Raw genomic sequence first — 25672 nt, forward strand, 5'->3', positions numbered from 1 at the left:
TTGCGAGTCCGAGGCCTGGGTCCCCGGAACCTTCGCCCTTCGCTGCGCTCGTGCTCGGCCCGAGGACGACGGAGTTGATGGGCTTCGGGAACTTTCAACGTCCCTTTCGCCAACTGGCAAATTGAGGTCGAAGGCTGTGAGTAGCCTTCGCCGTTGGTGATTTCGGGTAGCATTCATGCCTGCCGTCATCCTCGCACCCCGAGCGCGAGCGCTAGCGAAGCGAGGGGTTGCGGGGATCCATGACGCTCGGCCGGAGCTGCCGCAGCGGTGCAGAATGGGCATGTTGCCTCGGTCATGTGTGGATAAATTCGTGCGCCGATTGGTCCCAACCAGTTGAAATTATTGGCCGCGAGAGAAAATCTCCGCCCACTTCATCCCCCACTTTCGCGCCTCTCACATAATCACCTGCATCGGCCTCACCGGAACACGGGTCATGAACCGGATGAGCGTGGAGGGCGACGATGTCCGGGCTGGTGGCGCTAACGGTGGCGCTGCTGGGTGAACCCTCAAGTCCGGGCCTTTGCGGCGGCTGGCCACGCGAATGTGGAGGCGACTGAGCGGGGCAAGCGCATTGAACGGGCGGTCGAAGGGCCGCAACACATACTTAGATGAGCGCGTCCGACGACCGCCCGTCTTCCCGGTTCTTTGAAATAGCCAGACGGTGAAAACCGGGCGTGGCGATGAATAGGTGCGTCCTTCGAGACGGCGCTTCGCGCCTCCTCAGGATGAGGGAGGTTGGCGCTACGGAAGCCCTCACCTCAGAAGGTGGGCGCGGCGACGCCCCTCTGCTCAGAGGAGAGGTAGGCGCGCGCCGACAGAAGCCCTCATGGTGAGGTGCGAGTTCGAGCGAAGCGACAAACGAGCCTCGAACCACGAGGGCGGGATGAAGCGCGCCCGCACGACCTCCGCATTATGGGCTGGCCTTTGCCCACGCCAGCGGTTAACTCGAACAGCATCAATGCCTTGCATTGATTCAAACGGTCCACTCGGGGTGCGGGGGCGCGCTGGACCTTGCATTTTTGTCGCCAGTCGCCTGGGGACACGACGCGAGGAAAGGAGGCCGCGCAATGACGACAGCCCACCACTATTACGACGTTCCCGCAAACGAGATCGATCGCCTGGCGTCAGTCAGATCGCTGATGCCCTCCCAGGTGCAATCCACGCCCGAGCTGGATGCGCTGGCCAACCTGGCCAAGATGGTGTTCCAGACGCCCATGGCCGCGGTGACGATCGTCGACGAGGATTGGCAGCATGTCGCGGCAAGTGCGGGGCTCGAGGTGGTGGCGTGCTCGCGCGAGCAATCGATGTGCACCCAGGTTGTGCGGACTGGACATTGCTTCGTGGTGCCCGATCTCGCGGAAGACGAAGTTTTCCGGAACCTGCCCTGCGTGGCAGGCGACCCGCCGATCCGCTTTTATGCCGGCACGCCGATCGAGCTCGAACCGGGACTGACCGTGGGTGCGCTTTGCGTGCTGGATAGCGTGCCGAGGCAGTTGAATGCTGCGGAGCTCGAGACGCTTCGCAATTTCGGCATTGTCGCGGGCGGGCTTCTGCGCCTCGAGCGCTCCAACATCCTGCACGGCCTCGAGGAAAACGCGCTGAAGACGGCAGCGATGACCGACCCGCTGACTGGCTTCTACAATCGCAAGGCGCTTACCACCATCGTGGACGGTGTCATCGCCACTGCGATCGCCGAAAACAAGGAAGTCGGCGTGCTTTACATGGACCTCGACGGGTTCAAGAAGATCAATGACCAATACGGTCATCCCGTGGGAGATGCGGTTCTCGTCGAAGCGGCGCGGCGTATCCGGTCGGTCATCCGCGCCGACGACACGCCAATCCGCATCGGCGGCGACGAATTCGGGCTGTTCCTGCACGCGCCCTCGGGCGTCCGCGTCCTGGAATCGGTGGCCGAGCGGCTTATCCAGATTTTCCGCGAGCCGTTCGAAATCGAGGGCAGGACGATCCAGGCGCGCGCGAGCATCGGGGTCGCGGTCGCTCCCCGCGACGCCGCCTCGCGCGAGGAACTGACGCGGAACGTGGATGCCGCCCTCTACGTGGCGAAGGCCCGCGGCCGCGACCGTTACGTCTTTTTCGACAAGACGATGTCGACTGTCGCCTGAGGCAGCCGGCTAATAGGTCGTGCGCCGCTCTTCCGAGGGCGGGCGGCCGAATTGCAGTCGGTAGCTCTGGGCGAAATAGGAATGCGACGTGAAGCCGGTGGCGATCGCCACGTCGAGGATGGGCATATTGGTCTGCCGCAGAAGCTCGCGCGCCCGCTCCAGCCTCAGCCGCATGTAATAGCGCCCCGGCGTGACGTTGAGATGGCGCAGGAACAGCCGCTCGACCTGGCGCACGGAAAGCCCGGCCATTTTCGCCAGTTGCACTGCCGAGAAAGGCTCATCGAGATTGTCGGCCATCAGCTCGACGATCTTGCGCAGCTTCTCGGACTTGCCGGTGAGGTCGCGCTCCGGCCCGACGCGCTGGCGGTCGCCCGCCGAGCGGATGCGCTCGTGCTGGAACTGGTTGGCCACGGCGTTGGCAAGGTTGGCGCCGAAATCGCCGCGCACGATCTCCAGCATCAGGTCGATGGAAGTGGTACCCCCGGCGCTGGTGTAGCGCTTGCGGTCGATCTCGAAGACATTGCCGGTGCAATTGATGTCGGGAAAGCGCTCGCTGAAGCCGGCGCGGTTTTCCCAGTGGATCGTGCAGCGGTAGCCGTCCAGCTGGCCGGCTTCGGCCAGCAGGTAGGAGCCGACGGAAAGACCGCCCAGCGCCTGCCCGCGCCGGCCCCAATTGCGCAGCGCGGCAAGCACTTTCGACTTGCCGGGGAATTCGAGATTGATCGCCACGCAGACGAAAAGGATATCGACCTGCGGCACATCGGCGATGGAATAGTCGACCTTCAGCGGCAGGCCGTTGGAAGCGATCACCGTATCGCCGTCCGGCGACACGGTGGTCCAGCGGTAGAAGTCATGCCCCAGCAGCCGGTTGGCCGAGCGGCAGACATCGATTGCCGCGGCCAGCGAAAACATCGGGAACTTGTCGACCAGCAGGAAAGCGAACTGCCGGCCGCCGCTCGGGCCATCGGGCTTGAGCGGCGGATCGATGGAAGCACTTCGTGGCTGCGTGGGCGGCATATGCGCCTTCGCTCAGAAGGCCGGCGGCTCGACGCCGGCGGAGCGGCTCGCCGAAACCAGCGTGTTGGCCATGAGCATGGCAATCGTCATCGGGCCGACGCCGCCTGGCACCGGCGTGATGGCGCCGGCGGCCTGCGAGGCGCCCGCGAAATCGACATCGCCCACCAGCCGCGACTTGCCTTCGCCCTTTTCCGGCGCCGGGATGCGGTTGATGCCAACATCGATGACCGTGGCGCCGGGCTTGACCCAATCGCCCTTGATCATTTCCGGGCGGCCGACGGCGGCAACCAGAATGTCGGCGGTGCGGGCGAGCGCGGGCAGATCCTTCGTGCGGCTGTGCGCGATGGTGACCGTGCAGTTGGCAGCGAGCAGCAGGTTGGCCATCGGCTTGCCGACGATGTTGGAGCGGCCGACGACGACCGCGTTGAGGCCCGACAGGTCCTTGCCGCGCACGCGCTCGATGAGCAGCATGGAGCCGGCCGGCGTGCAGGGCACGAAGGCGCTGTCGACCTCGCCGGTGCCGAGCTTGCCGACATTGATGAAGCTGAAACCGTCGACGTCCTTCTCCGGCGCGATGGCCTGGATGATCTTGCCGGAATCGATGTGGCCGGGCAGCGGCAGCTGCACCAGGATGCCGTGGATGGTCTTGTCGGCATTCAGCTCGCCGATGAGCTTGAGCAGGTCGGCCTCGCTCGTGTCCGCCGGCAGCGTGTGCTGCACCGACAGGAAGCCGCATTCCTTGGCCTTCTTGCTCTTGGAGGAGACATAGACCTGGCTTGCCGGATCTTCGCCGACGATGACCACCGCCAGACCGGGCTGAACGCCATGATTGCCGGTGAGCTCGGCTGTGAAACGCTTCACCGTCTCGACGACGTTTTCGGCTACGATCTTTCCGTCAATGATATTGGTCATGTCTCTTCCCTGGCGTCATCACCTGCCGCCAAGGCATAGTCATGAAAAAAACGCGACGCAATCCCGTCTTTACGCCGTCACATGCCGCTAACTCGCAACCGGCCTATTTTGCTGCTCAGAAATAGCGGCGGCGGGTGCGCGACCGGGTCAGCTCTTCGACAGCCTGGCGGAAGTCCTGAAGGCTCGTGCGGATCTCCTCGATCGAGCTGGCGACGGGATCTTCTACCGGGTCGTGTGGGGCCGCAGCAGGGGTCTGCGATGCGATAGGCGCGGGAGCCGTAGGAGCTGGTGCTCGTGAGAGATTGGCCGACACGGACGGAGTATCGGCCGGAACCTGCCAGCGCTCGATGTGAGCCGCCGTGCGGGGCTGTTCGCTGCTCCCGGTAACGGCAGGCGCGCGATTCCACTCGGCATCGGGACCGTCGCCGAACAACGGCTTGCGCCGTTTGCGGGCGCGGCGGCCACGGCGATCGTCGGTCGTGTCACGCTGGCCCTCGTTGATGACGACGACGAAGGTGTTGTCGCCGCGCTCCATTTTGGCGGGATGGCTGGCGGCAAAAGCGCGCTGCCGGACGGGACGGTCGATATCGGCGCCGTCTCTGCCGAACAAGGAGCGCACGCCCGAAAGCAGGCGGTTCTTGTCCCGGTCGTTGAACTCGGGGGCGCGACGTAGTTGCACCGCTACCTTGTCGAGCGCCGTACCCGAGGCAATGGCCGCAGGCATTTCGGCAGTGCCCGGCAAGGGGCCAGACTGTGATGTAGTACCGGCGAGCGGCTTTTTTCGCCTGCGCGGCAACAGAGAGGAGAACCGGCCGGCAATCCTGCCGAAGACACTCAACCGTTTGGGCGCGGGCTTGGGCTCCGGCGTCGGGCTGGCGGCAATATCCCAGGCATCGTCCTCTCGCGGATCGAGGTTCGGTTGGCGCGGCGGCGTCGGATCGCCACGCATATCACCGCGTGCCTTGGCCATCGCCAGCAGCGAGCCGGAACGCTGCGCAGCATCCCTGCCCTGCTCGTCGCGCGCATACGCGAGAAGCGAGCGCTTCCGGTCGTCGCGATTTTCAGACTGAGGCATGCAGGCAGCGAGCTTTCCGCAAAAGAGTGGTCGCAGGTTCGTTAAGTGAATTTAAAGACCCGCGGGAAACAAAGCGTTAATCGCAGCCGCGTCGGACTGGCACATGGCTGCCCAGGATATTCTTGCGGGACCTGCGATCGACGGCCGTTTGCCTGGCGCGAATTTTCATACTGTCACCGCCTGCCTCGCATGGCCGAGCGCGGCAAGGCCCCGCCGGATGCGCTCGTCGAGAACCGCTCGTTGATACCGATGGAATGCAGAGCCGTCGGTGTCATGCAGCGCGCCGGCGGCCGCCAGTTGCAACGCCATGGCGAAAGCTTCTGGATCGTCGGTGACCGTGCAGTTTTCGGGCCGGTAGTCGATGCTGCGCAAAGCGTTGGTCGTGGCGACCGAGGGCAGGCCGAGCTCGAAGGTTTCGATAGTTTTGATCTGCACGCCGGTGCCAGTGCGGCTGACCAGCGGGATGATCGACGCACCAAGCACGAAGGCATCGGCGTCCGGCACATGGCCGACGAATTTCACGCCCGGATGGCGGGAGCCGACGCCAGCCGGCACGTGTCCGGCAATCCTGATCGAGAAATCGTCGGGCAGGTTCGGCACGACCTCATTGAGAAACCATTCAAGGCCGATGCGGTTGGGTTGCCAGGTCCAGGTGCCAATCAGGGCAGCGTCATATTCGATTGCGCGCTCGCCCGGCGACGGCGCCTTGGGATGCACGACCAGCGGCAGCGCGAGTGACTTGTCGTCCGACGCGACGCCGAGGATCGCGCGATCTTCCTCAGCAAGCGTGAATACAAAGCGCGCCTTGCGGCAGAGCCGGGTCTCGAGCGCCTTCAGCAGCCGCGCCTCGCGGCGGTAGAGGAAGCGCTGGAAGTTGCCGCCGGCCGCCCGCGCATTTTCCTGGGCCGAGGCGTGCTCCACATTGTGGTCGATGAAAATGCAGGGTCGGTCGTCGAACAGGCCCTCGAAAGCGCCGGCGAATTGCACCGAATTCAGGATGTAGGCGTCGAAGGGGCCGGCATCCGCGATAGCCCGACGGACGGCCTCAGGCGGAACCACACGCAACTTGACCGACGAGTATGTCAGGCCGCTGAAGATGGCCTTGAACAGCCAGGCCACCTTGCGAAAGCTGGATGCGCCCTCGGTGCGAACATCCACCTCGCCGAGCACGATTGTGTTTTCCGGGTCGTCGGGCGGCTGGCCGGGCCAGGCAAAGCCGAGCACCGTGACGCGCACCCCGGCGCGGCGCAAAGCGTCGATGATCGTGGCATTGGCGATCTCGTAGCCAGATCCGAGGGTGCCATCAGGCACGATCGACGTTGCAAACAACAGATGCATTCGACACCTTTATTTGGCACCGGATAGCAGAGCATGGTGAAGCGTTGATTAACCAATCGCCCGCGATTCCAGTGTCTGCGAGATCGACGAGTCGCCGCGTTGACCGCTTGCCAATGGGGACGACGCACCCCATCCTGCCGCCAAAGCCCGAAGCAGAGGACCAGACATGAGCGCCGGCAAGCCGTTCTTTCCCACCAGGCGCGAAGTGCTCTTCGGCGGGCTCGGCATGGCCGTCCTGCCGCTGCTTGCCGGCACGGACAGGGCACGCGCCGAAACGCCCAACATCGACGCAACCTTCGTCTTCACCAACGACGTGCATGCCTGCCGAATGGCGAGTGGGCTGAGCCCCAATTGCGAACAGGAGGGCAAGACCGACGCCAACCTTTTGCGCCACATCGCCGCCCTCAACGGCCTGCCCGGGCGCAAATGGCCCGCGAAGATCGGCGGCAAGTCAAGCGGGCTCGCCGGCGCAGGGAAAAAGATCGCAGCGCCCCTTGGCGTGGTCGTCGGCGGAGACATGACCGATGACGGCGGCGGCCAGGTGACTGTGCCGAGCGAGGGCACGCAGCTTCTGCAGTTCAGCCATCGCTACCAGCAAGGCGTGGGACCCGACCGTGTGCACTTTCCGGTCTATGCCGGGCTCGGCAACCACGACCTCGACCAGGATGGGCCGCCACAGCATGTCGACTGGTATCGCCGCGAAATGCGCGACTATATCGAGATCAATCACCGCCCAAGCGTGATCTTCAAGCCCCCGGTGCCGGCGACGAACTACGACCTGGATTCGGACAACTATTCATGGGACTGGGGCCGGCTGCACCTCGTCCAGACCCACCGCTTCGCCGGGGATACCGCCAAAGGCGCCGTCAGCAGCCTGCCATGGCTGAAGAACGATCTCGCCACCTATGCCGGCGACGGACGTCCCGTCATCATTTTCCAGCACTATGGCTGGGATCCGTTCTCGATCGAGAAGTGGGATCCGGCAGCACAGCATTTCGACGACGACGGCAACGGCCAGCCGCATTGGTGGAGCGAGGCGGACCGGCAGGCACTGCATGCAGTGCTTTCGGGCTACAATGTCATCGGCGTCTTTCACGGCCATCAGCACGAGACGGCCATGATCTACCATCGTGACGGGCTCGACATCTTCAAGCCGAAAGCCGCCTTCATGGGCGGGTTCGGGCTCGTTCACGTGACCGACCGCTACATGGATGTCGTGCTGGGCGAGGCCGTGGGCAACGAAGGCGAGGTGATGTTCACCGACGCCTTCAGCAAGCCGCTGAAGGCCGGCTAAAACCCTTTTCCCTCCCCGCAAGACCATCTATTGAGGGAGGACTTTTCAGGAGGAATGAATGACCGTGAAAGTTGTGCTCGTCGGTTGCGGCAACATGGGATACGCGATGCTGGCCGGCTGGCTGAAGTCGGAGCAGCTGAGCCCGTCCGAGACTTTCGTGGCGGAGCCCAATGCCGAACTGCGCGCACGCGCGGAAAAACTGGGCGTGGCGACCGGCGCCAGCGCTGCCGACCTTCCAGCCGGCACGCCCGAACTGGTGGTTCTTGCGGTGAAGCCGCAGGTGATCCGCGACGTGACAGCCGGCTACAAGCACCTCGGCAACGGCCAGACCAGCTTCGTGAGCGTGGCCGCAGGCACGCCCATCGCCACCTTCGCGGAAGTGCTCGGGGAGAAGACCCCAATCATCCGTGTGATGCCCAACACGCCGGCCGCCATCGGCAAGGGCATGATGGTGGTGTATGCCAATGCTCACGTCCGGCCCGAAACCAAGACGTTCGTGAACGAGCTTCTCGCTGCCAGCGGCGCCGTGGCGACCGTCGATGATGAGAAGCTGATGGATGTGGTGACGGCGGTTTCCGGCTCGGGCCCGGCCTATATCTTCCACTTCATCGAATGCCTGACGGCCGCAGCCGAGCACGCTGGCCTGCCCGCCGAAACGGCAAAGCTCCTGGCCATGCAGACGGTCTATGGCGCCGCCTCCCTAGCCGCCGAGAGCGGCGAGGAGCCGGGCCTGCTGCGCCAGCAGGTGACGAGCCCCAACGGCACGACTGCTGCCGCGCTCGGCGTTCTGATGGGCGACGATCGGCTGAAGACGCTGCTGACGGATGCCGTCGAAGCGGCTCGCCTGCGCTCGATCGAGTTGGGGAAGTGATCGTTATGTAATGGCCTGAGAAATCAGGCCATTACGCTGCCATAAAGCATCTCGTCCTGCCTGCGACGCAGGTCGAAGAGGCGCGTGGTGGCGTCGGGCGCGGCGTTGTCGGTGGTGAGCAGTTCGCCCTTCTTCACCGGCATCAGCACCTTGCCGCCTTCGAGCAGACCAACGGGCACTGCGCGGCTGGCGCGGGCTTCCTCGACCGTCATGGTCCAAGAGCGGTAGCAGGTTTCGCCAATGGCGTCGAAGGTCTCGCCGGCGGCGAGATCGCGCTTGGCGACAGCGCAGACTTCCGCCACCGGGCGCGGCAGCGGCACCATGTCGGGCCGGCCGTAAACCATGATGCGCGCGGCCGTCAGCGGCACTTCCAACGATGTCAAATGGTAGGGCCGGAAGAAGGCGTAGTAAGGCCCATGGCCGATATGCAGATCGTCCATGCGCTCGATGATGCGCGGGTGCGTTGCCTCGACCACCACGAAGACGCCCGGCGCCACACCCTTGCCGATGGTGTAGTCCACCACGCCCTTGCGGCTCAGCACGCCGCCAGCCTCCTGCGGGATCAACACTTTCGCCAGATTGTCGCGATCGACCTTAGGGCCGTGCATCCCCGGCCTGTCGGGCACGAGGCCGGTGGCGTTGGCGATCGCTGCCATCTCGACCATGGTCTTCGAGCCGTCGATGAACTCCACCAGCATGCGCGGGTTCATGTTCCGGCGTTCCGCTTCCTCGCGGTAGTCGTCGGGCACCGCGTCGTGGTTGAGCGGGTTGTTCTTGCCCTTGCCGGCCGAGACGATGGTGTAGCCGAGCGCGGTGGCGAATTCGATGAGTTCCATGCAGCTCGAAGGCTCGTCGCCGGCACCGACCGAATAGACGACGCCGAGCTTGTCAGCCTGCTTCTTGAGATAGGCGCCGATGGTGACGTCGGCCTCGACATTCATCATGACGAGGTGCTTGCCGTGCTCCATGGCCATCAGGTCGAAATCGGCGGCAACGCCGGGCTTGCCGGTGGCGTCGATGACCACGTCGATCAGCGGATTGGTGACCAGCATCTCGTTCGAGGTGATGGCGATCTTGCCGGCCTCGATGGCGGCGGTGACCTTGGAAGGGGTGTCGGCCTCACGTGCCTTGGCGTCGTCGCCATAGGCGATCTCGATGGCCGCATGAGCGGTGTGCGGGCGGCGCGTGGAAATGGCGCAGACTTCCACGCCCTTCATCAGCATCGTCTGGGTGACCAGATCGGTGCCCATCTCGCCGGAGCCGATGACGCCGATGCGCACCGGACGCCCCTCCTCTGCACGTTTGGCGAGATCACGGGCAAGCCCGGTGAGGGCGACATTGGTCATGGCAGGTCCGATGCTTGTCTTGGGAAAAGCGTTCTAGAGCGCGACCGTCTTGCCAAGGAAACGGTCGCGCGTCCAGTCACACAATAGCACAATCGACCGGCAAGGTCGTCGCAGTAGATGCATCGGCATGGAGCCGATGCGGGCCGGAGATCGTCGGCCCTTTCGGTTAGTGCGCCTCGATCTCTGCCTGCAAAGCCGCCATCTGCGGTGCGGCGGCGGCAACCGCCGCGCGCTCGATAGCCCGGAAACGGGTGACCACGGAAAGCCCGACCGGCGTCAGCTGCGCGCCGCCGCCATGCTTGCCGCCGGTCTGTGCCGCAACGAGCGGCTTGCCGAACAGCTTGTTCATCTCCTCCACAAGATCCCAGGCGCGTTTGTAGGACATGTTCATGGCCCGCGCGGCGGCCGAAATGGAGCCGAAGGCCGCGATCTGCTCGAGCAGCTCGATCTTGCCGGGCCCGATCCGGCCTTGTGGGTCCAGGTTTATCCGCAGAGTGAGTGACGGCATGTGATCGCATTCCCTTTGAACGCTAGATATCATGCAAGGCTCCGGTTCGGGACAAGTTTTCCTGATCGAAAGCCACCGTTTTGATCACCGCAAAAACCGGAAGGCCGACGGCAAGCCCCAGGGCATGCAGCGACTGGCGGGTGATGCGCGACAAGATCATCTCGCCGTTGCAGTCGATCCGGACTTCCGCAGTTGCGCCGTCGGGCGTGTCTACGCTGGCCACCCTACCGGCCAGCACGTTAAGTGCGCTGAGCCCGCGCGGCAGCTCGGTTGCGATCATCACGTCGCGTGCGCGAATCCGCACCCGCACGGCGCCACCCAACCCTGTGTCGATCTTCGGCACGCGAATCTCTCCGGCGGTCGAGCGCAGTATGGTCATGTCGAATTCATCGTCATGACCCGCAACCCTCATATCGAGAACGGTGCCACCCTCGCCTTGCGCCTCCTTGGGCAAGAGGTCCAGGCGCTGCATGATCGCCCCGGTGGGGCCGAAGGCAGCGACCTTGCCATGCGAGAGCACGACGACATCGCTCGCCAGCCGCGCTACCTCGGAGACGGAGTGGCTGACATAGACGATGGGTATTTTGGTCTCGTCGCGCAGCCGCTCCAGATAGGGCATGATCTCGGCCTTGCGCGCATCATCGAGCGAGGCGAGCGGCTCGTCCATCAAGAGCAGACGCGGGCTGGTCAGCAGCGCCCGGCCGATCGCCACGCGCTGCGTCTCGCCGCCGGACAGATGGCTCGGGCGACGCTCCAGCAGATGCTCGATGCCGAGCAGGTCGACGACCCGGTCGAGATCCTCGTAGCGCTCGGCCGAAGGCGTGAACCAGCGACCGTAGAGCAGGTTCGCCCGCACGCTCATATGCGGGAACAGCCGCGGTTCCTGGAACACATAGCCGATGCGCCGCTTGTGGGCGGGCACGAACAGTTTTTCGGCCGTATCCACGAAAACACGGCCTTGGGCGGCAATGCGTCCGCGATCGGGTTTCAAAAGCCCGCCGATGAGGTTGACCAGCGAGGTCTTGCCGGAGCCGGAGGGCCCGAACAGCGCCGTCAGCCGCCCCGCGCTCTCGAACCGTGCTTCGAGCGTGAAGGCGCCCAGCCGGTGGCTGATGTCGACCGCGACCGTCATTGGATGTCGAGCCTCTTGCCCAACCGCCGCGAAAACGCCTCGGAGGCGATCAGGGCCGTCATCGAAATGGCGATGGACACCAGCGTGAGGCGCAGCGCCCCGAGGTCGCCACCCGGCACCTGAGTGAAGGTGTAGATGGCGGTTGGCAGGGTCTGCGTCTCGCCCGGAATGTTGGACACGAAGGTGATGGTGGCGCCGAATTCGCCCATGGCTTTGGCAAAGGACAGGATCATGCCGGCGATGATGCCGGGCAGGATCAGCGGCAGCGTGACAGTAAAGAACACCCAGGCCCGATTGGCGCCGAGCGTGCCGGCCGCCGCCTCCAGCCTGCGATCGACCGCGTCGATTGACAGCCAGATGGCCCGCACCATGAGCGGAAATCCCATGACGCCGCAGGCAAGTGCGGCGCCGGTCCAACGGAACGAAAAGACGATGCCGAAATTGTCGGCCAAAAAGGCGCCGATGGGGCCGCGCCGGCCAAAGGTGATCAGCAGCAGATAGCCGGTGACCACCGGTGGCAGAATCAGGGGCAGGTGGACGATGCCGTTGAGCAGCGACTTGCCCCAGAATTTGCCGCGCGCCAGCAGAAGGGCGACGCAGATGCCGATCGGCAGGCTCACGATCATCGCCCAGGTTGCGACCTTGAGCGACAAGCGGACCGCGGTCCACTCTTCGGGGCTGAGCTGCAGCCAGCTCATGCCCACGATCCTCCCAGCGATTTCTGCCAAACGCCCATGCGCAATCTATAGACCGAGCTTTCGGTTTCCACTCCCGAAATTCTCTGCGTCCCTTTCTTAACGCGCAGGCTTCAGTTCGCTGGCACCAGAACGGTGAAGCCCTGCTCCTCGAACAGCGGCTTTGCCTTGGCCGACTTCAGATAGTCGAGGAACTTGGCGGCATCCTCGTTCTTCGAGTCAGCCAGCACTGCGGCCGGATAGATGATCGGTGCATGCGTTTCCTGAGGGAAGGTCGCAATGATCTTCACCTCAGGATCGGCGGCGGCGTCGGTCTGGTAGACGATGCCAAGCGGCGCCTCGCCGGTGGAGACGAGTTTTAGCGCAGCGCGGACGTTCTCCGCCTGGGCCACGTTGTTTTCCACCGACGGCCAGACGCCGAGCTTTTCGAGCGCCGCCTTGCCGTATTTGCCGGCCGGCACGGCCTTCACGTCGGCCATCGCCAGCTTGCCGTCGCCAAGCAGCTTAGCGAGGTCGAAATTCGGCTCGATCGTCGTGGTGGCCGAAGCGTCCTTGCGGGCGATCAGCACGATGCGATTGCCGAGAAGCTGAACCTCGGTGTCGGACTTGGTGAGCTTCTTGTCCGCCAGGTATTTCATCCAGTCGAGGTCGGCCGAGATGAAGACGTCGGCGGGGGCGCCGCCCTCGATCTGCTTGGCCAGCGCAGAGCTCGCCGCATAGGAGATGGTGGCGGCCTCATGGCCCTCGGCCTTCCAAGAAGAGTTAATCGCGTCGAGTGCGTTCTTCAGGCTGGCGGCGGCGAAGACCACGACATTGTCGGCGGCCTGCGAAGCCGGCACGGCCGTAAGCAACATGGACACCATGCCGCCGACTGCGGCTGCAAACCGGATTCCGAAACCTCTACGCGTCACCATGGCACTCGCTCTCCTCGAAGCCGTTGATTCAGGATGGGTGCAAGCTATGCGACTTCATACGATATATCCATACCGATATAACCATCCGGTCAGATTTTCCCTAACGGCCTTCGGAAATGGCAACAAGGATGACTATGATCGGATAGTCCGGACGCCCGAGTGACTGTCCGGCTGTCAGATGTTTCCTCGGACGCGTAGCCAGCGCAGCCGCAGGAGGCGGCGAAGGTCGAGCAAAGACTGCCTACCCCTAAGCTCCATGGACGAAAGCGGCTTTGCCCGCTGCCGGTGTTTCAGCGCACGCGCGATCGGCTTTTCGAGCAGTTCGTAGCCGGCAATGCCGATCGCCACGCCGCCCAACACGGCAAGCGGCAGTGCTACCCAGACGGATAGCGAGAGCGCCGACGCGAGCTTCGCAACCACCGAGATCGCGAAGGTGTGCCAGAGATAGATCGAATAGGAAGCATCGCCGATATAGGCTGCCGGGCGCCAGCCGTCGATCAGCCCGCCACGCTCGAGCGCCAGCGTGCCGACAACTAGGGCCATCGCCAAGGGGCCGAAGACAAGCGGCGTAAAGCCGGCATCGGTAAAGCCGACGAAGGCAAAGCCGAGGGCCGCGACCAGGACCAGACCCAAACCGGTGGTAGGGTCCGCGATGCGTTCATCGAGCCAGAGCTTGCCGATCAACGCGCCGAGCAGGAATTCGAGGATTATCGGATTGGTATAGGTTGCCAGCAGGGGGTTGCGGCTTTCGAAGATCAGCCCCAACGCCACAAGCCCGAGCAAAGCAGTGGCAAGTGCGGCAAGCCTGCGCCGGGCCGGCAGCAGCAGCGCCCCCGCAAAGACCACGTAGAAGAGCATCTCGTAGTTCAGCGTCCAACCCTGGACCAGCACCGGCCAGATATCGCCTGTGCTCGGCGAACGAACGGGGATGAAGAAGAATGACCCCAGCACATGGCCCAATGTCAGCTTGAGGTTCGGGAACAGCCCTACCAAGGCTCCTGCGACCATCGCGGCCGTCGCGAGCCAATAGGCGGGCGCGATCCGCTCCAGCCGATCGCGCAGGAAATGAGCAGGCGTGACGGGTCGGCTTTGCGAAATCGTCCACATGATGAAGCCGCTGACGACGAAGAAGACGTCGACGCCGGCAGCACCTATGGCGAAGTGCCCGTCGGTGCGTTCGGCTGCGTGGAAGACCACCACCGCCAGCGCAGCGATCCCGCGCAGATACTGGATACCGAAGAGTTTCTGCATCAGGCGTGACGCAGGCCGGCGACCGCGGCCCCCGGTTCCTGGGCGGTCAGTCGACGCATTGTTTGCGAACTCACAGCAAGCCCGGCCGCGTAGTAGAGCATGAAGGATCCCACCGCATAGGGATGGATGACGTCGACCTCGAAGAAGGAGCGCACGGCAAGCATGACCGTAAGGCCGAGCATCACATGCGAGGAGACGTTGTCGGCATCGTCGAGCAGCCGCAGCAGATGGCCGACGAGCGCGCGCAGCAAGACAAGCGCCAACAGCAGCAAGCCCACCACGCCAAGCTCGACCAGCACCTCGATATAGGTGTTGTGGAAATGGAAGCCGCTGCGCGAGCCGATATAGAACTCCTCCCACAGCCGCTCGGCCTCGGAAAAGCCCTGCACCCAATAGGCCTGATAGCCGACGCCGAACGTTGGCGCCTGCCCCCAGGCGGCAAGCCCCTCGCCCCAGAGATAGGTGCGGCCGGTGAGCGTCGAATCCTTGCCGAAGGCGCCGAGCAGCAGATCGACGCCGCCGGCGTTGAGGCCGATGAAGACCACGAACAGCCCGGCGATCAGGACGACGAGGAAAAAGGTCTTTCGCGTGCGCGGCGCAAACAGCAGCAGCGCCCGCACCCCCACCAGCATGGCGAGCGTGGCCGCTGTCGCGATGATAGAGGTGGCCGATTGCGAGGCGACCAGCGCATAGCCGGCAAGGCCGAAAGTGACGAGCGCGACCAGCGCCCAAAGCCCGCGCTCACGCAGGATGAAGAGCGCGGCGAAGCCGAAATAGATGCCGAGCGAGGAGAAGAAGCCGAGCAGATTCTTGGACGAGAAAGCGCCGACGAAGCTGTAGTTGCCGTCGAGCGGATCGTAGTGATAGCCGCCGAAGGCCAGCGAATAGAGCACCACGAGACAGACGCCGGTGAGCACGCCAAGGGTGAGCGTTCGCACACCGACGGTGCGCGCGGCAATCAGCGCGCAGATGATGTGCGACAGATACTGCATGCTCGCTCGTGCCGTCACGCCCGGCGCCGCCGACCAGAACACCGAGAGGCAGGCCAGCAGGCTGAAGGCGACGATCCAGTAGAATTTCAGGTAGTTGCCCAGCGACTGGCGATAATCGACCAGAACGAGCGGCAGCCAGAGCGCGTAATAGAGCAGGATCGGCGCCTGGCCGAAACGCGTCGAATAGGCGAAGATGAAGATCGACAGCGCGATCGCAACGAAGCCATAGGCAAAGTTGCTGTCTGGGCTGACGAAGCTAGCCTTGGCAATCTTCATAAACGGCTCCGGCGCCGCTCAATGCACGGCGGGCAGCGCCACGCCGATCTTGATGACATCGCCCGGCAGCACCGGGGTGTTCTCGTCGGCCGGCGTTTCGCTGGTCTTGCCGTCCTTTTCACGGACGATGGAATAGGCGATCATCGGGGCCTGGTCGGTCTTCGCGGCGGCCGGACCATGGGAGAGCGCCTCGCCCATCAGGTCGCGATACATCGCGATCTTGAGGTTCAGCGCCTCGATGTCGCCTTCCGCCTGCTGGCGGTCCTGAGCGACCTGGGCTTCACGGTCGCTTTGCAGATTGACGGCGTCCTGCTTGGCTTTGCTGATGTCCTGCTTGGCGCGGAGGATAGATGTTTCCATGTCGAGCACCTTGCCTTCAAGCTCGGCGATCGAACGCTCCAGCGTAAGCACGCGTGAATTCACCACCAGCCCGCGAGTGGCGAGATTGCCGACATCGCCAAGCTCCTTGCGCGACAGCTCTAACTGGCGGTTCTGGCTGTCGATCTTCTTCTCGAGCGTGCCGACCTCGTTCTGGAGCAGCGACTTGAGGTCTTCCAGGGAAGCGAGCTGCACAGTCAGGCGCTTCTCGCGCGCATCCTTGAATGCGGTCTCATCGGTGATCAGCTTCTTGCCTGCGTCCGTCTTCTGCAGTTCGGCCGGGAAGTCGATCTCGGCCTTGCCCCCGGCTTCCGCCAGCAATCTCGCACGGCGCGCCAAGAGCCCGTCGCGCTGGGCGACCATCACATCGTAGTTGCCGCGCGCATTGATGAAGTCGCGCTCGATGCGCAGGCCGGCATCGGCCGCGCGGCGCAGACCGCCCGCGAGGCTGACCGCCTTCAGGACAGTAAGGTCAGGCGCGAAGGGATAACGCCCCGGAGACTGCACGTCACCGGACAAGAACACCGGCCGGTATTCGGCAAGCTCGACCGATGCTTCGGGCTTGTCGAGGAGACCAAATTTTTGCTGCAACTCGGTGCCGATAGCGTCCGCGATTTCCGCAGTCGTCTTGCCGTTGGCAGGCAACTCGCCAAGGAACGGCAGCGAAATCATGCCGGAGGACCCGACCGCATAGTCTCCGCTCACGGTCGACCAGTCGCGCACCGCACCCTCCGCCGTGCGCCATTCGACCACGCGGATGCGCAGGCGATCCATGGTGCCTAGGCGGTAGTCATCGGCCCGCGCGAGCGCGGGGGAAAGCAGCGCGCTGCACGCCATCGAGAGGGCAAGCCCTGCCACGGAAAAACGGATGCCGGCGGGCTTTCGGGGCGTGGCTATTCTGGTCTGTCTGGTCAAATGGAATGTTCCTGGCTGCGTTTCGGTCGATTGCGGCAACGGATGTCGCAAACTCAGTAGCTGCCGCGCGACGCCAGCACCGCCGGCACGGTCTTGGCGATGATCTTGAGATCGAAGGCGAAGGACCAGTTCTCGACATAGTGCCGGTCGAAGGCGACGCGGGCATTGTAGGAGACGTCATTGCGGCCGCTGACTTGCCAGAGGCCGGTGAGCCCTGGCCGCGTCGACAGATAGTAGTCGGCGGCTGGGCCGTAGAGTTCGAGTTCGTCCTGAACCACGGGACGAGGTCCGACGATGCTCATCTCACCGCGCAGGATGTTCAACAGTTGCGGCAGCTCATCGAGGCTGAGCTTGCGCAGCACGGAGCCGACGCGGGTAATGCGCGGATCGTCCTGCAGCTTGCGGGTGGCCTCCCACTCCTCGCGCATATGCGGATTGCGTGCCAGGTAATCGCCCAGAACCTGGTCGCCATTTTCGACCATGGTGCGAAATTTCAGGCATCGGAAGATCTTGCCGTCGCGGCCGATTCGGCGATGCCCGTAGACGATGCTGCCACCGTCGGAAGCCTTCACCAACGCCGCCAGCATCATGAGCAACGGGCTCAACAGCAAGAGCCCTGCCGAAGCGCCGACAATGTCAAAGCCGCGCTTTATGGCGCCGCCGATCGGTGGCTGTTCCTTGCTTCGTGGCCTGGACCGAACGGACAAACTGGCCAGCTTGGCAGCGTTTTTCATATGGCAGCTCCGGGTAAAAATGGCTTGGGCGAAATAGGATGCCGCACTGCAACACGACGTCGGCTGGCCCGGAGATAAGCCAAGTCTGTGATCGAATTCAGACAATTCGAAATTATCTGATCATATTTTGTAACCGCCGATTACAATAAACGATGCGCGCGATAACATATTCTGTCGAACGCCCGATAAATTTTATCGCATACGCATCATTATCCGTAACGAAGTTTTATATTTCCCGAAAAACTCAAGTTTCAGCCCAAAATCAATCATAGTTATTCTGAATATATATTTAGATATATAAAATTTAAACTAAATTGCGCCAAAGGTGATCGAGCACACAGATCGCGGCATCGGAGTCGTCGTGCGGAAGAATTTTCACGAAGATTCAAGCGATCCGATCATCCACGGAGTCGAAAATGAAACGGCCTGCCATGTTGCGGCTCGTTTTGCGGTCCAATATAGACGCAGTGTACGCGTCTTTGGGACGGCAGCTGCCCTTCGAAAGAATTCGAAGACTAGGCGGGCAACGGTAGCTGCACACAGTCTGCGCGTACTTGGGCGGAAGGCGACCGGGTATGATTTTTTGCGCACGAATGCGCGTGAATTGCATGAGGACATAGGGCTATGTCCTTCGTGCTGTTTTTTCGCGGCCTTATCGGGGTGCTGGTGGCATTCGCGATAACGACCTACATCGCCACCCACTCGCTGTGGACAACGTTCATCCAGACCGTCATCTGCGCCGTTCTCCTGCAGATCGGCTATTTCCTGGCGGTTCTGTTTCTTGTCTGGCGCGAAGGCCGAAAGCCCAAGGATGCTGCAGTCGAGCCCGGATCCGCAAAGGCTACGGGCGATGAGAACCGTCGCCTGCCTGGCGTGCCGCGCTCGCCTCACCACTAACTGCCTGTCACATAATCGCCGCCCACTGCTGCCAACGATCCGACTGTGATTCCGCCTCAGGCGGATGGCAACGGAGAGGCGCATGACATCAGGCCAGGCATCGGTATGCGTAGTGATTGCGGCCAAGAATTCCGCGGGCACGATCGGCCGGGCGATCGGCTCGGCGTTGCGCGAGCCGCAGGCCAGCGAGGTGGTCGTGGTCGATGACGGCTCGAGCGACGCCACGGCTGAGGTTTCGTTCGGCACTGACGACGGCACCGGCCGGTTGCGCATCCTGCGCCTGGATACGAACAAAGGCCCGGCATTCGCCCGCAACCACGCCATCGCGAATTCGTCGGCACCGCTGATTGCGATCCTCGACGCCGACGATTTTTTTCTCCCCGGCCGCTTTGGGATGCTGCTTGAAGAGGACGATTGGGATTTCGTCGCCGACAACATCGTCTTCATCGACGCGCGCAGCGCGGACATGTCGCCCGAGGTGGCAGCCTTCGCGCCCGAGCCGGGCTTCCTCGACCTGGCAGCCTTTGTCGAAGGCAATATCTCCCGGCGCGGTGCATCGCGCGGCGAAATCGGTTTTTTGAAGCCGGTCATGCGGCGCGGCTTTCTCGATAGGCATGGCCTTCGCTATCGCGAGGAACTGCGCCTCGGCGAAGACTATGATCTCTACGCGCGGGCCTTGGCGCGCGGCGCGCGCTACAAGGTGGTGCACAGTTGCGGCTATGGCGCTGTGGTGCGACACGATTCCTTGAGCGGCCAGCACCGGACGCTCGACCTCAAACGCCTCTACGAAGCAGACCGGGCGATACTTGCAGCCGGCGACCTGGCTGAGCATGCGCGGCGCGCGCTTGATAGCCACGAACGCCACATTCGCGGCCGCTTCGAACTGCGGCGCTTTCTGGACGAAAAGCGGGAACTTGGCCTGGCGCGGGCAGGCCTGCGCGCGCTGACCCGGCCCGCCGCACTGCCCGCCATCGTCGGCGGCGTCGCAGGCGACAAGCTCGACGCCTTCAAGTCGCGGAAGCGGACGACGGAGAGCGGACCTGCTGCCCCCCGCTATCTTTTATCCGCCCGCCCCGCCGCTCAAAGATAGTCGCGGCGAATTCCGTCGAGCACCTCGCGGAACCGCTCCTTGCGCTCGGCAAGCGCGGCATCCGAGCTCAGTTGCGGCTTTGCCCGGCGCGCCTGCCACAGCGCCAGCGTGGAAGGCATGGCCAGCGCTTGCTTGGCGAGACCGCGCAGGCTAGAGCGGGAGGGTTCGGCCCGCGTCATCACCAGGCTCTCGTCGAACTCGCGGCTGTTCGGGTTCTCGTTTTCCTGAGCCCTGCCTTCGAACTCCATGCCCCAGAAGCGGGCGCCCTTGGTGATGGCCTCGGCACGCGAGGAGATGGGCACATGACGCGGGCTGTAGGTGACGCCAAGGCTTGTCGCCCAGTCCTGCCACTTGAAGCTGTTGATCGAGCGCGACGTGCTGACCGCCACCCATGGCACGCGAAAGGCATCGGCGAGGATTGCGGCATGCATGGACTCGGCCACCACCAGATCAGCCTGCGCGATGGCGCGAATGACGGACTTCGCCTCGCCGCAGGGGTCGACATAGCCAAGCCCGGCCGTCTTGCAGACGACCGGCCACAGACCGCCGACGGTCGATTCCCAATGCGGAACGAAGATCGCGCCGCCGGTCTTCGGCAGGTTCCGGAATTCCGGCATCTCGGCCACCATCACGGCCGGATCGATGACGCCGAGATCAGTATGGAGGCCGAGCTTGCCGGCCGTCAGTGGGCCGCGCACGCAGCGGACGTCCCATTCGGCCGCATCGGAGAAATCGGGGAGCGAGCCGTAGCCGAAGCCGCTTCCGACCACGAGTTTTTTTACGCCGCCCGGCAGCAGCGCGCGGTTCAGCACGGTGCCGACGCCGACCAGAAGCACATCGGGGTGAACGTCCCGAAAGCCGGGCAGCAGAAAATCCCAGAGCCAGAGGTTGAGGTCGTCACCGAAATTGCCGTGGGCAGATTCCCAATAGAATGGATGCATGGGGCGGCTCTCCTATTTGGCGATCTTGGCAACTGCGAGTTCGAGCGCGTTGCGCAATATGCGCGGGTCACGCCAGGCCCATTGCGCAAGCAGGCGCAGTTGCGGCGCCTTGCGCCGCTTCACCAGCCGCGCCTGCCCCCAGAGAGCCTGGTTGCGGGCGGTCTGCTTGTAGGAATGGATCGAGGCCAGGTCCGCCGGCCCATGGGCAAACCTGCTTTCGAGCCGGTCGAGCGCAACCCAGGTGTTGAACTGCTGCTTGAGGAACTGCGGCGAGTCCGAATCCATGCCGTGGAAGATGTTGATCCCCTCGCCCCGCGTCGCGCCGACGCTTTCGCTGAGCACCGTGCGGCGGGCGGCACGCACGCAGTCGTAGAAGAACAGAACGTCTTCGGCCGCCAGGCGCAGCGAGGCCTCGAAGCGGATGTTGCGGAACAGGTTCTTGCCGATGACCATGCAGGACAGATGCATGAAGCTCCAGTTCTTCAGCATCACGCCGGCGAGGTCGGGGACTTCGACAATCGGCGGATCATCCGACAGCCGGTTGAGCGTCGTGATGTCGGCGAGATCGGAAACGCCGAAGTGGTAATAGAAGGCCTCGCTGCCCGCGATCGAGGCCCAGTAACAGTCGGCATCAAAAAGTGACAGGCCGCCCACAGCATTCTTCAGATGGTCGGGGGTCCACACGTCGTCGGAATCGAGAAAGGCGGCAAAGGCACTGTTAGCCGGAACATGATCGAGCCCCGTGTTACGCGCCCCGCCAGGGCCGGCATTCTCTTGTTTTATAACGGTTATTCGCGCCCGTTCTTCCAATGAAAGCCCGTCGAGATCGGCTTCGACTGGCAACGGCGAGGCGTCGTCCACGACGATGACGTCATAATCTGCATGGCTCTGGGCGAACACGGATTTCAGCGCGCGGCGCAGGATTCCGGGCTCTCGCTGGTAGTGTGGAATGATGGCAGTGCACTTCGTCATTTTTCTGCGCCTTAAAAAATCCAGGGAGGCCCGCAGGCTATCGAGGTCTCGACCGGCTTGCGATTCGATGGCCCGAAAACCGGGCTCGTTGACGATGCAGCCCTTTACGCAATGACAAACGGGGCTCGTTCATGGCGCCAGCAATTAACCTGAAGACTGTGACAAACAATGTTGGCTGGAGCGTCCTTTCGAAGACCAGCACATTCGGGCTGAAATTTGTCACTGTCCCGATCCTGGCCCGCATCCTCACCCCGCAGGAGTTCGGCGTGGTGGCGGTCGCACAGACCGTGGTGATGTTCCTGACCATGATCGGCAGCGCCGGGCTTGCCACCTCCTTGGTGCTCCAGAAGGAGGAGGACATGGAGACTGTCCATTCGGTTTTCTGGGCCAACCTTCTGATGGCGACCGTGATGGGCGCCGTGCTCTACCTATGGGCGGAACCGTTCGCCGGACTGCTCGGCGCGCCGGACGCGGCCTATCTGCTCCGCATCATGGCGCTGCTGATCCCCATCCAGCTCTGCGGTGACGTGGCCTATTCGCTGCTTGCCCGCCGCATGGCATTCGACAAGGACGCCGCCTGGAGCGTGGTTTCCGAATCCGTGGGCGCTGTGGTGGCCCTTGGCCTCGCTCTGCTTGGCTGGGGCGTGTGGGCTCTGGTGGCGCAGCTCTTTTCTTCTGCCCTGGTGAGGCTTGGTGGGCTCTTTTACGCAACCGGCTACAGGCCGAGCTTGTCGGCTTCGCCGCGCAAGATTGCGGGGCTGACGAAGTACAGCCTGGGCATCACCGGGTCGGAAATCTTCAATTTCATCACCTTCCAGTCGCCGCTGGTGGTGGTGTCGCGCCATCTCGGCCTGACAGACGCAGGCGCCTATTCGGCCGCCAACCGTTTTTCCAGCATTCCGAACCAGGTCGTGCTTTCGGCATTGATGGGGGTGCTGTTCCCCGTTTTCAGCCACATGCATGGCGAGCAGGAGCGCCGCTCCAATGCGCTGATGCTGAGCACGCAGGTGTGCACCGTTTTCCTCGCGCCGATGATGTTCGGCATCTGGGCAATTGCCGAGCCGGCCATGCTGGTGATCTTCGGAAAGCAATGGGCCTATGCCTGGCCGGTGCTCGGCCTGCTGGCCCTTTCGAAGGGCATCATGTCGCCCTGCAGCACCTTCATTCCCTATCTGAAGGGTGCGGGCCGCAGCAACGTGCTCTGGTGGGTGGCTGTGATACGCGCGGCATTGGTTTATGGCGCGGTGAGCTATGGCGCGGCGACCGACGGCCTGGTGGCGGCAATGGTGTGGCTGTGCGTGGCCAATGCCGTGACGCTGGCGTTCTATTCCTGGGCGGTGTTCCGCACCGACGGCACGGCTTTCCTCTCCGGCTTCTACGTGACCAGCCGGCCGATGATCACGGCGGCAATCATGGCGGTGGCAGTGCGCTTCCTGCTCGACCAGATCAAGGACACAGTGCCGAATGCGGCCTGGCAACTGGTGATCGGCAGCGTTGCCGGTGCGATCATCTACGGGCTTCTGGTGCTGCTGACCGAGCGCGCACTTTTGCGCAAGCTGCTGCGGCTGGTGAAAGAACGCCGTGCTCCGCAGGCAGCCGCCGAGGCAAACGGCTGAGCACCGTTTGCCACAATTCAGTCATCGGCGGCCGCGTCCCGGCTTCCGGACTCGACCTGGAGAAGTCGGCCATGGGAACTGTTCCTGGCCGGCCTCGACAGCCAGAGCGCTTTCGTGACCGATTTGCGGGACCGGATCGACGCGTTTTCCGCAAAAACACGGAGGCCAGAGGCCCGGTCGGCTAAGCGACCTCGCGGCCGGATTAACGAGCGCTTACAAAATGTTACCCGTGACGACTGGGGATTTCCGGCGGGCGTCACATTCTCATCTCCACCCTGTCCTAAGTGCAATGCAGCATTCTAGTTGATTTGGACAGGCGGCACCGGTTTTCAGCCGCCACAGCAGACAGGGAGACCCCGTGATTTCAACCGCGACGGACAAGACCCGAATCGAACCAGCGCTCCTCGCACTGGGACTTGGAACACTGATCCTCTCGTCGTTTGCAAATGTGGCGAGCCTGCACGCGCAGCAGGCCACCGGGAAATCCTTCGTCGAGAATTTCGCAGGCCTCGACAAACAGCGCTGGTACATCTCCGACGGCTGGTCGAACGGCGACCACCAGAATTGCATCTGGTCGAAGGATCAGATCTCGGTTTCCGGCGGCACGCTGAAACTCGGCTTCGCCAAGCAGAAACTCAAGGACCGCGACCATGTCTGCGGTGAAATCCAGACCAATGCGCGTTTCGGCTACGGCACCTTCGAAGTGCGCATGAAGACGGCTGCGGGCTCAGGCCTCAACACCGGCTTCTTCACTTACATTGGCCCCACGCACGGCCAGCCGCATGACGAGATCGACTTCGAGATCCTCGGCAAGGATCCGTCGAAGGTGCAGCTCAACCAATATGTAAATGCCAAGAGCGTGGGCAGCGCAGCCCTGGTGCCCGTGCCGGGCGGTGCCGACAAGGGCTTTCACGACTACGCCTTCGTCTGGGAGAAGAACCGCATCCGCTGGTATGTCGACGGCAAGCTCGTCGGCGAGGAAAAGGACCCGACGAAAGTTCCGTCCCATCCGTCCAAGATCTACATGAGCCTCTGGGGCAGCGACACGCTGAAAGACTGGATGGGCGCCTTCGTCGAGCCCAAGGGCCCGATCGCGGCCGAGATCAAGCGCGTCGCCTACACGGCGCCGGGCGAACCCTGCCAATTCCCTCAATCGGTTGTCTGCACGCTGAAATAGCAACGCGGAGTAGCCTCAATGTTGCACGTACTCTACCTCGTGCATGACCTGTCCGATCCGGCAGTGCGCCGGCGGGTGGACATGCTGCAGGCCGGCGGCGCAAACGTGACGCTGGCGGGGTTCCGTCGCGCGGACAAACCCGCGGACGGGCTCGATGCGTCGTCGCCGATAGACCTCGGACAGACGCATGACGGCAAATTTGCCCAGCGCCTTGGAGCCGTCGGCAAGGCGGCGCTTGTGCTCGGCGCGCGCCTTCGTGGCGTCCGCAGGCCGGACGTCATCATCGGCCGGAATCTTGAGATGCTGGCCCTCGCCCGCCGGGCGAGGTCGATGTTCGGCGGCGATATGCCCGTGGTCTATGAGTGCCTCGACATCCACCGGCTATTGCTCGGAAACGGCGGCGTCTCGCGCGCCATGCGGGCGGCGGAGCGGATGCTCGGCGGGGAGGCATCGCTGCTGATGACGAGCTCGCCCGCCTTCGTGCGCGACTATTTCCAGCGCTTCTCTCAGATCGATGCGCCGGTGGCCCTGCTGCAGAACAAGGTTCTGGAACTGCACCGCCGCCCGGGAACGGCCGGCAATGGTGCCGCCGCTGCTTTGCCGGTGCCGGGCGAGCCCTGGGTGATCGGCTGGTTCGGCGCATTGCGGTGCAGGAAATCGCTCGAACTGCTTGCTGCCTTCACGCGGCAGGCCGAGGGGCGATTCAAGGTCGTGCTGCGCGGCCGGCCGGCATATACGGAATTCGCCGATTTCGACGGCTTCGTCGCGGCCGAGCCGCATATGCGCTTCGAGGGTGCTTACCGCAATCCGGAAGACCTCGCTGCAATCTATGGCGAGGTTCACTTCGCCTGGGCGATCGACTTTTTCGAGGAAGGGCTGAACTCCAGCTGGCTGCTGCCCAACCGTCTCTATGAAGGCTGCCTGCATGGGGCGGTGCCCATTGCCATGGCCGACACCGAAACCGGGCGCTTCCTGGCCGAACGACATATGGGTCTCCGGCTCGAGGAGCCATCCGTCGAGGCCTTGGCGACGCTGCTGGGTGCAATCGATGTCGAGAGCTTTGGTGCCATGCGCGACAGGATAGCTACCGAGGACCGCGGCACATGGGTTTGCGACCAGCGCGACTGCCTCGCGCTCGTGGAGCGGCTGAAGGGGCTCACCGCCCGCATCGAACCGGCCGGCATGTTGCAGACGGCGTGAGGGCGGCG

23 protein-coding genes are annotated in these 25672 nt (G+C 63.5%); 8 read left to right on the plus strand and 15 right to left on the minus strand.

Annotation, left to right across the window (positions count from 1 at the left end; genetic code table 11):
- Positions 1 to 1067: 1067 nt before the first annotated feature.
- Positions 1068 to 2123 carry a sensor domain-containing diguanylate cyclase gene (locus M2281_RS04545; RefSeq protein WP_280819903.1) on the plus strand — a complete coding sequence of 352 codons (1056 nt, stop codon included), beginning with the start codon at positions 1068 to 1070 and terminating at the stop codon, positions 2121 to 2123.
- 9 nt (positions 2124 to 2132) lie between these two features.
- Here M2281_RS04545 and M2281_RS04550 read toward each other — a convergent pair whose 3' ends face one another.
- The 4 genes from M2281_RS04550 to M2281_RS04565 form a co-directional block, all read right to left on the minus strand.
- Positions 2133 to 3140 (minus strand): GlxA family transcriptional regulator, encoded by a 1008-nt coding sequence (locus M2281_RS04550; RefSeq protein WP_425537665.1) that lies wholly within the window; start codon positions 3138 to 3140, stop codon positions 2133 to 2135.
- Between the two features lie 12 nt (positions 3141 to 3152).
- Positions 3153 to 4052: a bifunctional methylenetetrahydrofolate dehydrogenase/methenyltetrahydrofolate cyclohydrolase gene (locus M2281_RS04555; protein WP_280819904.1), complete on the minus strand. Its 900-nt coding sequence runs from the start codon at positions 4050 to 4052 to the stop codon at positions 3153 to 3155.
- A 115-nt stretch (positions 4053 to 4167) separates the two neighbouring features.
- Positions 4168 to 5127, minus strand: a complete 960-nt coding sequence (locus M2281_RS04560) for a hypothetical protein (RefSeq protein ID WP_280819905.1) — start codon at positions 5125 to 5127, stop codon at positions 4168 to 4170.
- 165 nt (positions 5128 to 5292) lie between these two features.
- A complete protein-coding gene (locus tag M2281_RS04565) occupies positions 5293 to 6465 on the minus strand; it encodes a glycosyltransferase (RefSeq protein ID WP_280819906.1) in 1173 nt (390 codons plus the stop codon).
- 166 nt (positions 6466 to 6631) lie between these two features.
- Here M2281_RS04565 and M2281_RS04570 point away from each other — a divergent pair, with 166 nt between their 5' ends.
- Together M2281_RS04570 and proC are read left to right on the plus strand one after the other, a co-directional pair.
- Entirely contained in the window at positions 6632 to 7759 is a 1128-nt protein-coding gene (locus tag M2281_RS04570; RefSeq protein WP_425537666.1) for a metallophosphoesterase, read from the plus strand.
- Between the two features lie 58 nt (positions 7760 to 7817).
- Complete coding sequence (gene proC / locus M2281_RS04575) at positions 7818 to 8630, plus strand: pyrroline-5-carboxylate reductase (RefSeq protein ID WP_280819907.1); 813 nt, start codon at positions 7818 to 7820, stop codon at positions 8628 to 8630.
- Between the two features lie 23 nt (positions 8631 to 8653).
- On the opposite strand, the gene M2281_RS04580 is transcribed toward proC, so the two are convergent.
- The 9 genes from M2281_RS04580 to M2281_RS04620 all read right to left on the minus strand — a co-directional run bounded on the left by M2281_RS04580 (position 8654) and on the right by M2281_RS04620 (position 17771).
- Positions 8654 to 9976, minus strand: coding sequence for an NAD(P)H-dependent oxidoreductase (locus tag M2281_RS04580; protein ID WP_280819908.1), 1323 nt, complete (start codon positions 9974 to 9976; stop codon positions 8654 to 8656).
- Between the two features lie 166 nt (positions 9977 to 10142).
- Positions 10143 to 10484 carry a winged helix-turn-helix domain-containing protein gene (locus tag M2281_RS04585; protein WP_280819909.1) on the minus strand — a complete coding sequence of 114 codons (342 nt, stop codon included), beginning with the start codon at positions 10482 to 10484 and terminating at the stop codon, positions 10143 to 10145.
- A gap of 22 nt (positions 10485 to 10506) precedes the next feature.
- Complete coding sequence (gene modC / locus M2281_RS04590; protein WP_280819910.1) at positions 10507 to 11616, minus strand: molybdenum ABC transporter ATP-binding protein; 1110 nt, start codon at positions 11614 to 11616, stop codon at positions 10507 to 10509.
- Positions 11613 to 12314 (minus strand): molybdate ABC transporter permease subunit, encoded by a 702-nt coding sequence (gene modB, locus M2281_RS04595; RefSeq protein WP_280819911.1) that lies wholly within the window; start codon positions 12312 to 12314, stop codon positions 11613 to 11615. The genes modC and modB overlap by 4 nt, the downstream gene beginning before the upstream one ends.
- 110 nt (positions 12315 to 12424) lie before the next feature.
- Positions 12425 to 13225 carry a molybdate ABC transporter substrate-binding protein gene (gene modA / locus M2281_RS04600; RefSeq protein WP_280819912.1) on the minus strand — a complete coding sequence of 267 codons (801 nt, stop codon included), beginning with the start codon at positions 13223 to 13225 and terminating at the stop codon, positions 12425 to 12427.
- Positions 13226 to 13399: 174 nt separating this feature from the next.
- Positions 13400 to 14476 carry an acyltransferase family protein gene (locus tag M2281_RS04605; RefSeq protein WP_280819913.1) on the minus strand — a complete coding sequence of 359 codons (1077 nt, stop codon included), beginning with the start codon at positions 14474 to 14476 and terminating at the stop codon, positions 13400 to 13402.
- A complete protein-coding gene (locus M2281_RS04610; RefSeq protein ID WP_280819914.1) occupies positions 14476 to 15744 on the minus strand; it encodes an O-antigen ligase family protein in 1269 nt (422 codons plus the stop codon). The genes M2281_RS04605 and M2281_RS04610 overlap by 1 nt, the downstream gene beginning before the upstream one ends.
- Before the next feature lie 18 nt (positions 15745 to 15762).
- On the minus strand, positions 15763 to 16959 hold the full coding sequence (locus M2281_RS04615; protein ID WP_280821114.1) for a polysaccharide biosynthesis/export family protein: 1197 nt from the start codon (positions 16957 to 16959) through the stop codon (positions 15763 to 15765).
- Positions 16960 to 17090: 131 nt separating this feature from the next.
- Complete coding sequence (locus tag M2281_RS04620) at positions 17091 to 17771, minus strand: sugar transferase (RefSeq protein ID WP_280819915.1); 681 nt, start codon at positions 17769 to 17771, stop codon at positions 17091 to 17093.
- 624 nt (positions 17772 to 18395) lie between these two features.
- On the opposite strand from M2281_RS04620, the gene M2281_RS04625 reads away from it, so the two are divergent.
- Positions 18396 to 18668 carry an exopolysaccharide production repressor protein gene (locus M2281_RS04625; RefSeq protein ID WP_280819916.1) on the plus strand — a complete coding sequence of 91 codons (273 nt, stop codon included), beginning with the start codon at positions 18396 to 18398 and terminating at the stop codon, positions 18666 to 18668.
- 82 nt (positions 18669 to 18750) lie between these two features.
- On the plus strand, positions 18751 to 19758 hold the full coding sequence (locus M2281_RS04630) for a glycosyltransferase family 2 protein (RefSeq protein WP_280819917.1): 1008 nt from the start codon (positions 18751 to 18753) through the stop codon (positions 19756 to 19758).
- Here M2281_RS04630 and M2281_RS04635 read toward each other — a convergent pair.
- Positions 19749 to 20699: a polysaccharide pyruvyl transferase family protein gene (locus M2281_RS04635; protein ID WP_280819918.1), complete on the minus strand. Its 951-nt coding sequence runs from the start codon at positions 20697 to 20699 to the stop codon at positions 19749 to 19751. The genes M2281_RS04630 and M2281_RS04635 overlap by 10 nt on opposite strands.
- A gap of 12 nt (positions 20700 to 20711) precedes the next feature.
- Positions 20712 to 21671, minus strand: a complete 960-nt coding sequence (locus M2281_RS04640; protein WP_280819919.1) for a glycosyltransferase family 2 protein — start codon at positions 21669 to 21671, stop codon at positions 20712 to 20714.
- 131 nt (positions 21672 to 21802) lie between these two features.
- On the opposite strand from M2281_RS04640, the gene M2281_RS04645 reads away from it, so the two are divergent.
- The 3 genes from M2281_RS04645 to M2281_RS04655 all read left to right on the plus strand — a co-directional run bounded on the left by M2281_RS04645 (position 21803) and on the right by M2281_RS04655 (position 25664).
- Positions 21803 to 23287: a lipopolysaccharide biosynthesis protein gene (locus M2281_RS04645; RefSeq protein WP_280819920.1), complete on the plus strand. Its 1485-nt coding sequence runs from the start codon at positions 21803 to 21805 to the stop codon at positions 23285 to 23287.
- A 358-nt stretch (positions 23288 to 23645) separates the two neighbouring features.
- Positions 23646 to 24464, plus strand: coding sequence for a glycoside hydrolase family 16 protein (locus M2281_RS04650; protein ID WP_425537667.1), 819 nt, complete (start codon positions 23646 to 23648; stop codon positions 24462 to 24464).
- Between the two features lie 18 nt (positions 24465 to 24482).
- Positions 24483 to 25664, plus strand: a complete 1182-nt coding sequence (locus tag M2281_RS04655; RefSeq protein WP_280819921.1) for a glycosyltransferase — start codon at positions 24483 to 24485, stop codon at positions 25662 to 25664.
- The last annotated feature ends 8 nt before the right edge of the window (positions 25665 to 25672 follow it).

This window comes from Pseudaminobacter soli (ex Li et al. 2025), from assembly GCF_029892515.1.
In the GTDB taxonomy this organism is placed as follows: domain Bacteria; phylum Pseudomonadota; class Alphaproteobacteria; order Rhizobiales; family Rhizobiaceae; genus Pseudaminobacter; species Pseudaminobacter soli_A.

Coding starts and splice junctions, on each gene's coding strand:
- M2281_RS04585 (WP_280819909.1), bottom strand. CDS start 10,484: ATGCCGTCACTCACTCTGCGGATAAACCTGGACCCACAAGGCCGGATC.
- modA (WP_280819912.1), bottom strand. CDS start 13,225: ATGGTGACGCGTAGAGGTTTCGGAATCCGGTTTGCAGCCGCAGTCGGC.
- M2281_RS04610 (WP_280819914.1), bottom strand. CDS start 15,744: ATGAAGATTGCCAAGGCTAGCTTCGTCAGCCCAGACAGCAACTTTGCC.
- proC (WP_280819907.1), top strand. CDS start 7,818: ATGACCGTGAAAGTTGTGCTCGTCGGTTGCGGCAACATGGGATACGCG.
- M2281_RS04580 (WP_280819908.1), bottom strand. CDS start 9,976: ATGACCAATGTCGCCCTCACCGGGCTTGCCCGTGATCTCGCCAAACGT.
- M2281_RS04605 (WP_280819913.1), bottom strand. CDS start 14,476: ATGCAGAAACTCTTCGGTATCCAGTATCTGCGCGGGATCGCTGCGCTG.
- M2281_RS04545 (WP_280819903.1), top strand. CDS start 1,068: ATGACGACAGCCCACCACTATTACGACGTTCCCGCAAACGAGATCGAT.
- M2281_RS04565 (WP_280819906.1), bottom strand. CDS start 6,465: ATGCATCTGTTGTTTGCAACGTCGATCGTGCCTGATGGCACCCTCGGA.
- M2281_RS04615 (WP_280821114.1), bottom strand. CDS start 16,959: ATGGCGTGCAGCGCGCTGCTTTCCCCCGCGCTCGCGCGGGCCGATGAC.
- M2281_RS04625 (WP_280819916.1), top strand. CDS start 18,396: ATGTCCTTCGTGCTGTTTTTTCGCGGCCTTATCGGGGTGCTGGTGGCA.
- M2281_RS04550 (WP_425537665.1), bottom strand. CDS start 3,140: ATGCCGCCCACGCAGCCACGAAGTGCTTCCATCGATCCGCCGCTCAAG.
- M2281_RS04640 (WP_280819919.1), bottom strand. CDS start 21,671: ATGACGAAGTGCACTGCCATCATTCCACACTACCAGCGAGAGCCCGGA.
- M2281_RS04635 (WP_280819918.1), bottom strand. CDS start 20,699: ATGCATCCATTCTATTGGGAATCTGCCCACGGCAATTTCGGTGACGAC.
- modB (WP_280819911.1), bottom strand. CDS start 12,314: ATGAGCTGGCTGCAGCTCAGCCCCGAAGAGTGGACCGCGGTCCGCTTG.
- modC (WP_280819910.1), bottom strand. CDS start 11,616: ATGACGGTCGCGGTCGACATCAGCCACCGGCTGGGCGCCTTCACGCTC.
- M2281_RS04555 (WP_280819904.1), bottom strand. CDS start 4,052: ATGACCAATATCATTGACGGAAAGATCGTAGCCGAAAACGTCGTCGAG.
- M2281_RS04645 (WP_280819920.1), top strand. CDS start 21,803: ATGGCGCCAGCAATTAACCTGAAGACTGTGACAAACAATGTTGGCTGG.
- M2281_RS04570 (WP_425537666.1), top strand. CDS start 6,632: ATGAGCGCCGGCAAGCCGTTCTTTCCCACCAGGCGCGAAGTGCTCTTC.
- M2281_RS04620 (WP_280819915.1), bottom strand. CDS start 17,771: ATGAAAAACGCTGCCAAGCTGGCCAGTTTGTCCGTTCGGTCCAGGCCA.
- M2281_RS04630 (WP_280819917.1), top strand. CDS start 18,751: ATGACATCAGGCCAGGCATCGGTATGCGTAGTGATTGCGGCCAAGAAT.
- M2281_RS04560 (WP_280819905.1), bottom strand. CDS start 5,127: ATGCCTCAGTCTGAAAATCGCGACGACCGGAAGCGCTCGCTTCTCGCG.
- M2281_RS04655 (WP_280819921.1), top strand. CDS start 24,483: ATGTTGCACGTACTCTACCTCGTGCATGACCTGTCCGATCCGGCAGTG.